Source organism: Kitasatospora sp. NPDC023118 (assembly GCF_055560875.1).
Window position 1 is genome coordinate 1 of record NZ_JBVHHW010000066.1, and the last position, 11,282, is coordinate 11,282.

Genomic DNA, 11,282 nt, shown 5'->3' on the forward strand with positions numbered 1-11,282 from the left:
CCCGGAGAGCCGGACGGCCACTCCTCGGGAGCCACAGAAGGCAAGACCGCATCAGCCACATCCGGCCCTCCCGGGCCGCCTAACAACTTACGGAGTGCCGCATGAGCGAGCGATGGGAGTACCCCCGGCCGAAGGCTGGGGGAGAGCTCATCATCAAGGGGTGCGTGTGGGCGAATGCCCCTGCCGAGCGGTGGGGGTACCCCCGGCCGGAGGCTGGGGGAGAGGTGGGCGCATGAGTACCGTCATCACCCAGGCGTTCTTCCAGCACGCCCTGCTCGCCGGGACGTTCATCGCGCTGGCGTGCGGGCTGGTGGGCTACTTCCTGGTGCTGCGGGCCCAGATCTTCACCGGCGACGCGCTCAGTCACGTCGCGTTCACCGGCGCGATGGCCGCCCTGGCCGGCGGCTACGACCTGCGGCTCGGGCTGTTCGCCGCGACCATCGGGGTGGGCCTGCTGATCGGCGGGCTCGGCCGCAAGGGGCGGGCCGACGACGTGGTGATCGGCAGCGTCTTCGCCTGGATCCTCGGCCTGGGCGCGTTCTTCCTGACCGTCTACACCACCTCCCGCAGCGGCGCCCAGGGCGGCGCCGGGACCAGCGTGCTGTTCGGCTCGATCTTCGGCCTGCACGGCAACCAGACCACCGTCGCGGTCGCCGTCGCGGGCGCGGTGTGCCTGGTCGTACTGCTGATCGCCCGCCCGCTGCTGTTCGCCACCCTGGACGAAGCGGTGGCCGCCGCACGCGGGGTGCCGGTACGGCTGCTCGGCTTCGCCTTTCTCGCCCTGGTCGGCGCGACCGCCGGCGAGGCCACCCAGGCGGTCGGCTCACTGCTGCTGCTCGGCCTGCTCGCCGCCCCGGCGGGCGCGGCCATCCGGCTCACCGACCGGCCGTTCCGCGCGCTCGCGCTGTCCGCCGGGCTCGCCGTCGCGGAGATGTGGGGTGGCCTGCTGCTCAGCGCGGCAGTGCCCAAGCTGCCGCCGAGCTTCGCCATCATGGCCACCGCCAGCGCCGTCTACGCCGCCACCTTCCTCGTCCGCCCGGCCCGCGCCGCCCAGCCGGCGCCCGCCTGACCGCGCCGCGACAACCGGAGGTGAAACCGTGACCGAGGCGAAGACCAACGCGCTGACGGCGGCCTTCCAGCGGGCCACCAGCCGGCGCACCACCGTGGTTGACCAGCTCAGCGGCGATGGGCTCGGTCGCCTGACCCCGCAGCGTGCCGAGGTCCTGCGGGCCCTGGCGGGCTGCGAGGACTTCGTCAGCGCCCAACTCCTGCACGCCGGCCTGCTCGCCACCGGCTCCCGGGTCGGTCTCAGCACCGTCTACCGCACCCTGACCGCGCTCGCCGCCGTCGGCCGCGCCGACGTCGTGCGCGACACCAACGGCGAACGGCTCTTCCGTTACCGACCGGGCACCGACCACCGGCACTACCTGATCTGCCGCCAGTGCGGCCTGAGCCGGGCGGTCGACTCCACCAACGTCGAGGCATGGGCAGACCACATCGCCGCGATGTCCGGGTTCGCCGACGTCCACCACACCGTCGAACTCACCGGCATCTGCATGACCTGCCAGGCCGCCGCGAGAACCGCCGACTGACCCACCACACACCGCGGTCATCACCACCTACGTCAGCGCCGAAGGGGGCCTGTCATGTCCAGGCTGGTTCCGCAGTGCCAGCCCGGCAGCACGTTGGCGAGCGGCCAGACCAACAGAACGGCCGGCTCAGGGGATCTCGCTGACATATGCAGAGATAGATATATGCTGACTCCTAGATGTCATGCATAGCACCACGCCGCCAGGGGTGCTTGTCCGGTGGCGGATGTGGCGCGCTCCATGGAGAGGGAGTTTCCCGATGCTCACCGAGACGCAGCACGACACCCACACCGATCACCCCCACGTCCACGGCGACGGCTGCGGCCATGTCGCCTTCGCCCACGGGGACCATGTCGACTACGCGCACGACACCCACATCCACCGCACGCACGAGGGCCATGTCGACGAGTGCGTGGCGGCCGCGCATGCCGTGCACGAGGGCCATGGCCACCAGCACGGCGAGGGCTGCGGCCATGTCGCGGTGCCGCACGAGGACCACGTGGACTACGTGCACGACGGCCACCGGCACGCGTTGCACCAGGGGCACTGGGACGACCACTGATCCGAAGTGACGGCGGGGGCGGGCCGATTTCGGTCCGCCCCCGGTTTTCGGTGACCCCTTGGCAGAACTGAAACTCATTGCCAGGTACTAAGGTATGCATATGGCGATGGATTCAGCCCCGGGCGAGCCCTCCAGAGAACTCCAGGCCGCCAGCGAGCTGCTGCGCGCGCTCGCCGCACCCGTCCGGCTCGGCATCGTGCGCGAGCTGTCCGGCGGGCACCGCCGGGTCCACGAACTGGTGGACGCGCTCGGCGTGAGCCAGCCCCTGGTCTCGCAGCACCTGCGGGTGCTGCGGACCTCGCGGATCGTCACCGCGCACCGCCGGGCCCGCGAGATCGAGTACTCGCTCACCGACGGGCACATCGCCCACATCGTGCTGGACGCGATCCGGCACGCGTCCGAGGACTGAGCGGGCGGTCAGCGGGCCGGCGAGAGAACGGCGTCGCGCGTCGGCTCGCCGTGGTGGACGTGACCAGGTCGGTCTTGTTGAGGCCGATGACGTCGGCGAACTCGACCTGGTCCATGAGCAGGTCGCTGACGGTGCGTTCGTCGTCCTCGTACTGGTCCAGGCCGCGTTCGGTCAGTTCGTCGCCGGTGTGCAGCTCGGGGAGGAAGCCCGCGGCGTCCACGACGGTGACCATGGTGTCCAGGCGGGCGAGGTCGCCGAGGGTGGCGCCGTCGTCGCGGGCGAAGGCGAAGGTGGCGGCGACCGGCATGGGCTCGGAGATGCCGCTGGACTCGATGAGCAGGTAGTCGAAGCGGCCGGCGCGGGCGAGCCGGTCGACCTCCTCCAGCAGGTCGTCGCGCAGGGTGCAGCAGATGCAGCCGTTGGTCATCTCGACCAGGCGCTCCTCGGTACGCGACAGCGTTCCGCCGTCGCATACCAGGGCGGCGTCGATGTTGATCTCGCTCATGTCGTTGACGATCACGCGACCCGCAGGCCCTGGCGGTTGTGCAACAGGTGGTTGAGCAGAGTGGTCTTGCCCGCGCCGAGGAAGCCGGACAGGACGGTGACGGGAAGTGGCGCGGGCGTGGTGGGCCGGGACACGCGCGGGTCTCCTCGCGGGTGGTCCTGGGGTCAGCTACGGGTGGTGCCGTAGCGGCGGTTGAACCGCTCGACCCGCCCGGCGACGTCCACCACGCGGGAGGTGCCGGTGTAGAAGGGGTGGCTGGCGGAGGAGATCTCGACGTCGATGACGGGGTAGGTGTTGCCGTCCTCCCACTCGATCGTGTTCGCGCTGGTGGCGGTGGACCGGGTGAGGAAGGCGAGGCCGCCCGCCTTGTCGCGGAAGACGACCGGGCGGTAGGCGGGGTGGATTCCGGGCTTCATGGGCGTACTCCTGTCGGGCCGGTTCGGGGTCAGCGCTCTTCGCGGAAGTCGACGTGCCGGCGGGCGACCGGGTCGTACTTACGCAGGACCAGGCGGTCGGGGTCGTTGCGGCGGTTCTTGCGGGTCACGTAGGTGTAGCCGGTGCCCGCGGTGGAGCGGAGCTTGATGATCGGGCGCAGTTCGTTGCGTGCCATGACGTCCTCCTCGTGGTGGGAAGGTTCAGAGCGGGTGCGGGAGTCCGGCGACGTCCGCACCCGCTGATCGGAGCGGCAGGTCAGCAGCTGCGCAGCTCGGGGTCTGGTTGAGGATCTGGGTGTGCAGGGAGGTGAACTCGCAGTAGGCGTCGCCGTGTTCGGCATCCGGGCGGAAGGCGGCGACGTGACGGCAGTTGACGGGAGCGCTCGGAGTCGGTCAGTTGAGGGACAGGGCTCGCAGGGCGGTGGGCCCGTGGACGAACGCGGGGTCGATCTGCCGGGTCAGGTCCTCGCCGGTGTCGGCGTTGGCCCAGGCGGTGGCGTTCTTGAGGTGGAAGGCGACGGCCTGCGCCTGGAAGGCCGTCCAGTCCTTGGGGCGGGCGTCCACGGCGGCGTGCAGCCGGTCCAGGGCGGCCCGGTTGGCGTCTTCGAGGCGGTCGAGCGGCGCGTGGCGGCCCTGCTCCTGGGCTCGCACGTAGGGCGAGTGCTCCAGGCAGACGAGCAGGTCGTCACCGACGTGCCGGCGGAGGAACTCGACGTCCTCGGGGCCGGTGATCTTGTTGCCGACCACGGCGAGCGCGACGGAGTGGTCGGCGGCGTAGTCGCGGTACTGGCGGTAGACGGACACGCCCTTGCGGGTGGGTTCGGCGACGATGAAGGTGAGGTCGAAGCGGGTGAACAGGCCGGAGGCGAAGGAGTCGGCGCCGGCGGTCATGTCGACGACGACGTACTCGCCGGGCTGGTCGACCAGGTGGTTGAGGTAGAGCTCGACGGCTCCGACCTTGGAGTGGTAGCAGGCCACGCCGAGGTCGTCCTCGGTGAACGCCCCGGTGGCCAGCAGCGTCACCCCATCCACCGTTCGGGCGAACCGCTGGTGGACCAGGTCGGTGCCGTCGGGTCGGAGCAGGCGTGAGCCCCGCCCGGGTGGCGTGGTCTTCACCATGGCAGTAGCCGAGGAGATCAGCGGGTTGCTGCCGCGCAGGTACTCCTTGAGCTCCGGGAGGTGTTCGCCGAGCGCGGGCAGCAGGAACGCCTGGTCCTCGCTCATGCCGAGCGCCGCGGCGAGGTGCTGGTTGATGTCCGCGTCGATGGCGACGACGGTCCGCGCGGACGCGGCCAGATGGCGGACGAAGAGCGAGGACAGCGTTGTCTTGCCGCTGCCGCCCTTGCCGACGAATGCAACCTTCACGTGCACCTCGGAGCTTGTCGAAGATGAAAACCATTAACGTCTTCGACTGTCGACCACGAGGCGATCCGATGTCAAATCGCCTGTGATGGCGGGCTGATGGTCGAAGGTGTGCCGCCATCCGGCGGCCTGCAGGTGGGGGTCGCGAGCGGGTCGACCCGCCCCGAGTTCGCCTGGTGCGCGATGGGTCCGGCCAGAACGAAATGAAATCCGTTTTCACTTAGGCTAGTCTGGGTGCCGCACAGCCCACCGAACGGAGGTCGGTCATGTCCGCCCACTGCCAGCTGACGGGGCGCAAGCCCGCGTTCGGCAACGCGATCTCGCACTCGCACCGGCGCACCAGGCGCCGCTTCGATCCCAACATCCAGCGCAAGCGCTACCGGCTGCCCAGCGAGGGCCGGTACGTCCGGCTCACGCTCAGCGCCAAGGGTGTGAAGACCGTCGACGTGATCGGCATCGAGGCCGCCGTCGCCCGGATCCGGGCCCGGGGGGAGAAGGTCTGATGGCCAAGCGGAGCAAGATCGTCAAGAACGAGCAGCGCCGCGCGACCGTCGCCCGGTATGCCGAACGCCGGGCCGAGCTCAAGCGCGTCATCGCCTCCCCGGCGAGCAGCCCGGACGAGCGCGTCACCGCCCAGCGCGAGCTCGCCCGCCAGCCCCGGGACGCCAGCCCGACCCGGGTACGCAACCGCGACAGCGTCGACGGCCGCCCGCGCGGCTACCAGCGTGCCTTCGGTCTGTCCCGGATCAACCTGCGCACCATGGCCCACGCCGGACAGCTGCCCGGCGTCCGCAAGTCCAGCTGGTGAACGCCGTGTCCGAGCACGCCAAACTCCCCGTCGTGGTGGTCGCCGGCCTGCACCAGGACGAGCGCCGCCGGGCCGTCGACGAGCTGCTCGACGGCTGCGCCGACGCGCTCGTCCTGCACCACGACCTGCGCGACGCCTCCCGCGGCATCGTCCACCGCGAAGTGCGCGACGCCGAAGCAACGTTGGGCCGTACCACGGCGGCGCTCACGAACGACTGCCCGTGCTGCGCCCTGCGCGAGGACTTCCTGCCAGCGCTGCTGCGCCTCGCCGATCGCGGCCGCCACCGCCTGGTCGTCGTCGAGCTCTGGGGCGGCAGCGACCCGCACCCGGCCGTCGAGCTGATCGCCGAAAGCGAGGTCGGCGACCGCCGCATGGCGGACTCCGTCGAACTTGCCGGCGTGGTCACGGCGGTGGACCCGCTGCGGCTGATCGGCGAACTCTCCGTGTCGGACGACCTCGCCGAGCACGGTCTGCACACCAGCGCTGACGATGCCCGCACCCGGGCCGAGGCGCTCGCCCATCAGATCGAGTACGCCACCGTCCTCGCCGTCCCGCGCGCGGGCGTCGAAGGGGACACCCCTGAACGGCGGGCCGGGCTCGCGATGCTGCACCAACTCCACTCCACCGCAAGGATCGTGCGACTCGGCGCCGGAGCGTTGATCCACGCGGCGCTCGGCGGTTTCGACGTCGCCGCCGCCCGGGACCGGGTCAACCCGGCCATCGCACTGCTGCCCCAGGAACGCGACGAGGCCGGGGTGGCCACCCTGGTGTGGGAGCGTCGACGTCCGCTGCACCCCGCCCGGCTGTACGAGGCACTGGAGCAACTCGTCCCGGCGGCCCAGCGCAGTCGGGGCCGGTTCTGGCTGGCCAACCGGCCCGACCTGATGCTCGCCTGGGACGCCGCCGGAGCCAATCTCGCGGTCGAAGAGTGCGGCCCCTGGCTGGCATCCCTGCCCGACGCCACCTGGGACCTCTACCCGCCCGCCCGGCGCGCCGCGGCCGCCCTCGACTGGCACCCCCTGAACGGCGACCGGATACAGCAACTCAGCTTCACCGCAGAGGGGCTGGATATCGACGGGATCACCGAACTGCTCGACTCCTGCCTGCTGACCGACACCGAGCTGCTGGTCGGGGAACCCGGCTGGAAGGCCCTGCCGGACGCCTTCGAGGACCTGCTCGACCCAGTCTCCTGACCACGGAAGGACGTACCGACATGGCGGCCAAGCGCACCGGAGCCGGGCGACCCGCCAAGCCCCGCCCGAACCCCCTGACCGAGGCCGGCATCACCTACATCGACTACAAGGACACCAACCTCCTGCGGAAGTTCATCGCTGCCATCCCCAGGGACAGGCCCCGCCACGGTCTCGTGGTGACCTTGGAGCCGTTTCACCTCGTCAACGCCCCGTTCCGGATGCCGGGCCTGTCCACCACGCAGGTGTTCACCACGGTCGCCAGCGCACGCGAGGTCGAGCAACTGGTGACCTTGCCCGAGGACACGGCCGCAGCCAGGCTGCTCGAACGGGCCGCCGATCCCAGGTCCTTCCGTTGCTGGGCCGGTACGAGTCCTTCACGATCTGCGCGAGATCGTCCTCGCTGAACATGCGGTGGCTGCCGATCTGCCGGTACGGGACGCGGCCGGCGGCGGACTCCGAACGCAGCCAGGCCGCGCTCACTCCCAGGCGCTTCGCGGCCTCCGTGATGGAGTACAGCAGGGGCTCGTCGTTCTTGGCCTTGTCGTTGGCCGAAGGAGACTTGGGCTTGTTCTTGGACTCGGGGAGTCCGGTGGGCAGATTGAGTGCGGCTGCCTCCGCGGCGGCGAGGAGCACTCCGAGTCCGCGTAGGCGGGCCGCGTCGCCGATTCCGTCGTTGGGTCCGGGCAGGCCCAGGGCGCGGCGGGCTTGTGTGGCCGGATCCTCGGAAGGTAGGAGCAGGGAGGCGAGGCGGTAGACCTCCTCGGTCATCGAAGCCTTGGCCTCGAAGGCACGGAAGAGCCGCAGGCGTTCGGTCTGCAGTGCTCGTCTATCGAGACTCCTGATGCTCTCGCGCAGGTCCTTCCAGCTCGCGTGGGCCTGCACGGCAGCCAGAGCATAAGAGGTCACATCCGCGCCCGGGTTGGCCTTCACCCGGCGGTGCTGGTAGCAGACGTCCATTCCGGGCTCGACCGGGACCTTGCAGGGGAAGCCGTAGAACGAACCGACCGGTTCGGGACAGCGCGGCCTGTCACGGGCCAGCGAACGGTCCGTTCCCGCCCGGATCCGGCGGATCTGCTCCGCCGCGTTCTTCAGCGCCGGCTTGGGGACACCCCATGCCTTCGCGACCTTGCCCTTGCCGATAACCTCATCCGCCCTGGTGAGAGGCACTGTGTGAGGGTGAACTGGTGTCGACCTCGTCGGTCTCGCCCGACCTCAACCCGGTGTTCGTCGCCATGGCCAACGCCCACGCACCCACCTCACAGTGCGACCTGCGCGACATCGGATTTCAATTCCCTGCTGGAACGGTCGACGGGATCTGGGCCTGCGCATCGCTCGTGCACCTTCGCGAGTCAGAGACCGTGGACGTGCTCGGCCAGTTCGCCGGGCTACTGCGCCCCGGCGGCAAGCTGTACGCGTGCGTCAGGTCCGTCGGCCGCACCGGCTGGCTCGATGAGCCCGACGGACGCCGCTGGTACACGGTGTGGGACGCCGAGGCGTTCGCTGACGCAGTCGCCGACGCTGGGTTCGAAGTCGACCACATCGACCGGGGCATGTTCGCGGAGGTATGGGCCACCCGCAGCCCCATCAGTAGCCCGTAGCCGACAGCCCCGCGGGAACGACCGCACCGGGACGTCAAAGGACCGTAGCGTGTCGCGGCCAAGTGGAGCGGTCGACGACATTCCTCCGAACGCGGGCGTGTCACGCCCCCGGCCAAGGTGGCTCTCACCCTCGTTGCCCGACCGGCTCTCAAACGACCTGCCCAATACGACCAGGGTCTCCGCCGCTGGTGAGGCGGTGGGCTGGTAGTGGCGGAAGAGCAGGACGGCGGCGCCTGAGGTGACCAGGTACGCCAGGACGACCAGGCCACCCGCGGGCAGATGCGCCCGGGGGCCTGGACCGCGGATCCGCGGAAGCTCAGCCGGCGGTTGGCCTCCGTGTTGGGGACGGTGACGACGAAAAGGGAGGCGAAGTTGGCCGGGATGGGCGGCGACCAGTGGCGCAGCGCCCAGTACAGCGGGGCCTGGGCCGCCGTGGAGGCGGCGCCGATGACGACGAACCAGAACACTTCCCTGGTCAGCGCGGTGCGGCCAGGCGCTGCGCCGTGGGCAGCGCCATGCGCTGAGGCGTCGCACTCCACCATCATGAGGCCACCGTGCGGGGATCCGTCGAGTCGTGCGGAGCGCCGGTTCGACCGTTCGGCTGGCGGCGGACACCCGTATGGACGCCAGACGCGGACAGCCGACCCGATCCGTGCCAGTTTGTAGCTGGCGACTTGACCAGCACCACCGACGCGTGGGTTTCGGCCCACCCCGCTGCGAGGCAGCCTGGGCACGAAGGAAGTGGCCGATGGACAGCGGCGGAGGGCCTCCTGGCACCTCAAGCTCCGGCGGCCGGCAACGCCCGAGATCGGACGAGAAGCACGCCGCCGTACTGCCGATCGCCTGCGTGGAGGGATGGTCCACCTCCGACCAGGACTGGAGCGGCCTGCGGCTGGCCGACCTCGCCGCCCTGGCCGGCGTCCCCGACGCCGGAAGCGTCCTGGTGGAATCCGTCCAACCACCCGGCCCTTACAGCTCGGTGGTGCTGCGGGGCAACCAGATCCACGACCCCCGATCACTGCTCGCCCTGCGCGTCAACGGCGCGGACCTCTCACTCGACCACGGCTACCCGGCCCGCATCATCGTCCCGGCCAACCCCTGCGTGAACAACACCAAGTGGGTGCACCGACTTACCTTCAGGACCTGACCATGGCACGCTTCGTCCGCTGGCCACGACCTGATCCTGCTGCCCCTGTACTCGCTCGCGGACCTCTCGGCCCAGGCCGTGCTTCGCCACCGCCCGGAACGCACTCCTGCGGTGCCGTGGATCAACTATCTGCGCGTGCCCGCCTTCCTGTCCGGTGTCCTGTTGCTCGTGTGGTTTCCCCTGATCCTCAATCTGTCGATCCCCTACCAGGGCGACACGCGGCTGCCGGAAGACGCCTACCTCGGCCGATGGCTGGCGATCACCGCAGTGCTGTTCGGCGCGGCAGCGATCGTCTTCGCATTCAACCTGCGCCGCGCCCGACGGACCGCCCGTCCGGAGCCGCAATGACCGACGACCCCCACATGCAGCCCCTGCATACCGACCGCGGGCCGCTGTACCTGCGGCCGGCGGACGGGCAACGCCCCCGACTGACGCTGCACCGCCTGGACACGGATCCCAGCACGGCCGACGAGACCCTGGTCAAACGCTGCACCTGCCCCGTCCTCGACATCGGCTGCGGACCGGGCCGCCTCACCCAGGCGCTCACCCACCGAGGCGTCGTCGCCCTCGGCATCGACATCGCACCCTGCGCCGTCGCCCGAATTCTCGCCCTCGGCGCGGCCGCTCTGCGCCGGTCGGTGTTCGACCCGCTTCCGAACGAGGGAGACTGGCAGACCCTGGTGCTCGCCGACGGGAACATCGGCATCGGTGGCGACCCGCACGCCCTGCTGCGCCGTTGCGTCCAGCTCGCCGCCCCGGACGGGGTCTTGGTCATCGAGGTCGACCGGCGCGACAGCGACGAGCGCTGCATTGCGTGGGTGGAGGACACCCGCGGCCACCGAGGCCCGCCGTTTCCCTGGGCACGGGTGGGGGCGCCGACCGTCCGCAGGGCCGCCGACCTGCTCGGGCTGCGGCTCGACGACCAGTGGGTCAGCGGCCGACGACGCTTCCTCTCGCTCATCCGGAACCGTGTCCGGTGAGCACGCGGCCGATCGGTGACCACGCTCTGCTGTCCGACTGCCGCTCGGCCGCCCTGGTCACCTCCGACGGCTCGGTGGACTGGCTGTGTCTGCCGCGCTTCGACAGCCCGGCGATCTTCGCGCGGCTGCTCGACGAGAACGCTGGCCACTGGTCCATCCGGCCGGTGGATCCGGCCGACGTGAGCCGCCGGTACCTGGAGGGGACCATGGTCCTGGAGACCACCTTCCGTACGCCTGGCGGAACGGCGGTGCTGCTCGACGCACTCGCCCTCGGACGGCGGGAACGCGGCCACGCGCTCGGCACGGCCTCTCCCGGCGTCCTGCTGCGGCAGGCCGCCTGCGACGAGGGGCAAGTGACGCTGGAGATCACGTACGCGCCCCGGCCCGAGTTCGGGCTGATCCACCCGGTGATCTCGCCCGTGCGCGGAGGGCTCGCCGCCTACGGCGGTGCGCACACGCTGATACTGTCCAGCTCCGCCGACCTGACGGTGAGCGGGTCCACCGCACACGGTCGGATCACCCTGCGGGCGGGCGACCGCCTCGGCTTCGCCCTGCACATCGGACCGGCCTGGGAGCCGGAACCCGCGTGTTGGCGGCCGTGGCGGATCCGACGGCGGCTGAGCGACACCAGGGAGGGCTGGCGTTCCTGGTCCGACCTCCATGTCGGCTACCGCGGCCCCTGGCAGGAGGAGGTG

15 protein-coding genes and 4 pseudogenes are annotated in these 11,282 nt (G+C 70.6%); 13 read left to right on the top strand and 6 right to left on the bottom strand.

Translation table 11 applies throughout. From position 1 onward, the window contains the following. Positions 1–232 precede the first annotated feature (232 nt). The 4 genes from ACZ3UD_RS37085 to ACZ3UD_RS37100 all read left to right on the top strand — a co-directional run bounded on the left by ACZ3UD_RS37085 (position 233) and on the right by ACZ3UD_RS37100 (position 2,560). On the top strand, positions 233–1,069 hold the full coding sequence (locus ACZ3UD_RS37085; RefSeq protein WP_465598329.1) for a metal ABC transporter permease: 837 nt from the start codon (positions 233–235) through the stop codon (positions 1,067–1,069). A gap of 28 nt (positions 1,070–1,097) precedes the next feature. Next, entirely contained in the window at positions 1,098–1,592 is a 495-nt protein-coding gene (locus tag ACZ3UD_RS37090) for a Fur family transcriptional regulator (protein WP_465598332.1), read from the top strand. Between the two features lie 256 nt (positions 1,593–1,848). Beyond that, positions 1,849–2,151: a hypothetical protein gene (locus tag ACZ3UD_RS37095; RefSeq protein WP_465598335.1), complete on the top strand. Its 303-nt coding sequence runs from the start codon at positions 1,849–1,851 to the stop codon at positions 2,149–2,151. Between the two features lie 106 nt (positions 2,152–2,257). Next, positions 2,258–2,560, top strand: coding sequence for an ArsR/SmtB family transcription factor (locus tag ACZ3UD_RS37100; protein WP_465598338.1), 303 nt, complete (start codon positions 2,258–2,260; stop codon positions 2,558–2,560). A 19-nt stretch (positions 2,561–2,579) separates the two neighbouring features. On the opposite strand, the pseudogene ACZ3UD_RS37105 reads toward ACZ3UD_RS37100, so the two are convergent. From ACZ3UD_RS37105 to ACZ3UD_RS37125, 5 genes and pseudogenes are all read right to left on the bottom strand, one after another. After that, positions 2,580–3,199 (bottom strand): annotated as a pseudogene (locus tag ACZ3UD_RS37105) (GTP-binding protein); the annotation flags it as partial. 30 nt (positions 3,200–3,229) lie between these two features. Next, a complete protein-coding gene (locus ACZ3UD_RS37110) occupies positions 3,230–3,481 on the bottom strand; it encodes a type B 50S ribosomal protein L31 (RefSeq protein WP_465598341.1) in 252 nt (83 codons plus the stop codon). Positions 3,482–3,510: 29 nt separating this feature from the next. Continuing rightward, positions 3,511–3,675 (bottom strand): 50S ribosomal protein L33, encoded by a 165-nt coding sequence (gene rpmG, locus ACZ3UD_RS37115; RefSeq protein ID WP_350741047.1) that lies wholly within the window; start codon positions 3,673–3,675, stop codon positions 3,511–3,513. A gap of 25 nt (positions 3,676–3,700) precedes the next feature. Then, positions 3,701–3,862, bottom strand: a pseudogene (locus ACZ3UD_RS37120) (hypothetical protein); the annotation flags it as partial. A gap of 30 nt (positions 3,863–3,892) precedes the next feature. After that, on the bottom strand, positions 3,893–4,864 hold the full coding sequence (locus ACZ3UD_RS37125) for an ATP-binding protein (protein ID WP_465598346.1): 972 nt from the start codon (positions 4,862–4,864) through the stop codon (positions 3,893–3,895). A 263-nt stretch (positions 4,865–5,127) separates the two neighbouring features. Between ACZ3UD_RS37125 and rpmB the strand changes: the two genes are divergently transcribed. The 4 genes and pseudogenes from rpmB to ACZ3UD_RS37145 form a co-directional block, all read left to right on the top strand. After that, on the top strand, positions 5,128–5,364 hold the full coding sequence (rpmB, locus tag ACZ3UD_RS37130) for a 50S ribosomal protein L28 (RefSeq protein WP_465598349.1): 237 nt from the start codon (positions 5,128–5,130) through the stop codon (positions 5,362–5,364). After that, complete coding sequence (gene rpsN / locus ACZ3UD_RS37135) at positions 5,364–5,669, top strand: 30S ribosomal protein S14 (protein ID WP_465598352.1); 306 nt, start codon at positions 5,364–5,366, stop codon at positions 5,667–5,669. Before rpmB ends, rpsN begins: the two co-directional genes overlap by 1 nt. Then, positions 5,666–6,862 (top strand): CobW family GTP-binding protein, encoded by a 1,197-nt coding sequence (locus ACZ3UD_RS37140; protein WP_465598355.1) that lies wholly within the window; start codon positions 5,666–5,668, stop codon positions 6,860–6,862. Before rpsN ends, ACZ3UD_RS37140 begins: the two co-directional genes overlap by 4 nt. 20 nt (positions 6,863–6,882) lie before the next feature. Then, positions 6,883–7,000: pseudogene (locus tag ACZ3UD_RS37145) on the top strand (30S ribosomal protein S18); the annotation flags it as partial. Positions 7,001–7,108: 108 nt separating this feature from the next. Here the strand turns inward: ACZ3UD_RS37145 and ACZ3UD_RS37150 are convergent. Continuing rightward, positions 7,109–8,029, bottom strand: a complete 921-nt coding sequence (locus tag ACZ3UD_RS37150) for a helix-turn-helix domain-containing protein (protein WP_465598358.1) — start codon at positions 8,027–8,029, stop codon at positions 7,109–7,111. Between the two features lie 17 nt (positions 8,030–8,046). Here ACZ3UD_RS37150 and ACZ3UD_RS37155 point away from each other — a divergent pair, with 17 nt between their 5' ends. The 5 genes and pseudogenes from ACZ3UD_RS37155 to ACZ3UD_RS37175 form a co-directional block, all read left to right on the top strand. Continuing rightward, positions 8,047–8,460: a methyltransferase domain-containing protein gene (locus ACZ3UD_RS37155; protein ID WP_465598361.1), complete on the top strand. Its 414-nt coding sequence runs from the start codon at positions 8,047–8,049 to the stop codon at positions 8,458–8,460. 814 nt (positions 8,461–9,274) lie between these two features. Next, a pseudogene (locus ACZ3UD_RS37160) lies at positions 9,275–9,607 on the top strand (molybdopterin-dependent oxidoreductase); the annotation flags it as partial. A gap of 111 nt (positions 9,608–9,718) precedes the next feature. Then, positions 9,719–9,955 (top strand): hypothetical protein, encoded by a 237-nt coding sequence (locus ACZ3UD_RS37165; RefSeq protein WP_465598364.1) that lies wholly within the window; start codon positions 9,719–9,721, stop codon positions 9,953–9,955. Beyond that, the gene (locus ACZ3UD_RS37170; RefSeq protein WP_465598367.1) at positions 9,952–10,587 is read left to right on the top strand and encodes a class I SAM-dependent methyltransferase; all 636 of its coding nucleotides are present in this window, start codon (positions 9,952–9,954) and stop codon (positions 10,585–10,587) included. Before ACZ3UD_RS37165 ends, ACZ3UD_RS37170 begins: the two co-directional genes overlap by 4 nt. Continuing rightward, on the top strand, positions 10,584–11,282 hold a 699-nt coding region (locus tag ACZ3UD_RS37175; RefSeq protein WP_465598370.1), incomplete at its 3' end, for a trehalase-like domain-containing protein. The genes ACZ3UD_RS37170 and ACZ3UD_RS37175, both read left to right, overlap by 4 nt.

Coding starts and splice junctions, on each gene's coding strand:
- ACZ3UD_RS37085 (WP_465598329.1), top strand. CDS start 233: ATGAGTACCGTCATCACCCAGGCGTTCTTCCAGCACGCCCTGCTCGCC.
- ACZ3UD_RS37095 (WP_465598335.1), top strand. CDS start 1,849: ATGCTCACCGAGACGCAGCACGACACCCACACCGATCACCCCCACGTC.
- ACZ3UD_RS37100 (WP_465598338.1), top strand. CDS start 2,258: ATGGATTCAGCCCCGGGCGAGCCCTCCAGAGAACTCCAGGCCGCCAGC.
- ACZ3UD_RS37110 (WP_465598341.1), bottom strand. CDS start 3,481: ATGAAGCCCGGAATCCACCCCGCCTACCGCCCGGTCGTCTTCCGCGAC.
- rpmG (WP_350741047.1), bottom strand. CDS start 3,675: ATGGCACGCAACGAACTGCGCCCGATCATCAAGCTCCGCTCCACCGCG.
- rpmB (WP_465598349.1), top strand. CDS start 5,128: ATGTCCGCCCACTGCCAGCTGACGGGGCGCAAGCCCGCGTTCGGCAAC.
- rpsN (WP_465598352.1), top strand. CDS start 5,364: ATGGCCAAGCGGAGCAAGATCGTCAAGAACGAGCAGCGCCGCGCGACC.
- ACZ3UD_RS37170 (WP_465598367.1), top strand. CDS start 9,952: ATGACCGACGACCCCCACATGCAGCCCCTGCATACCGACCGCGGGCCG.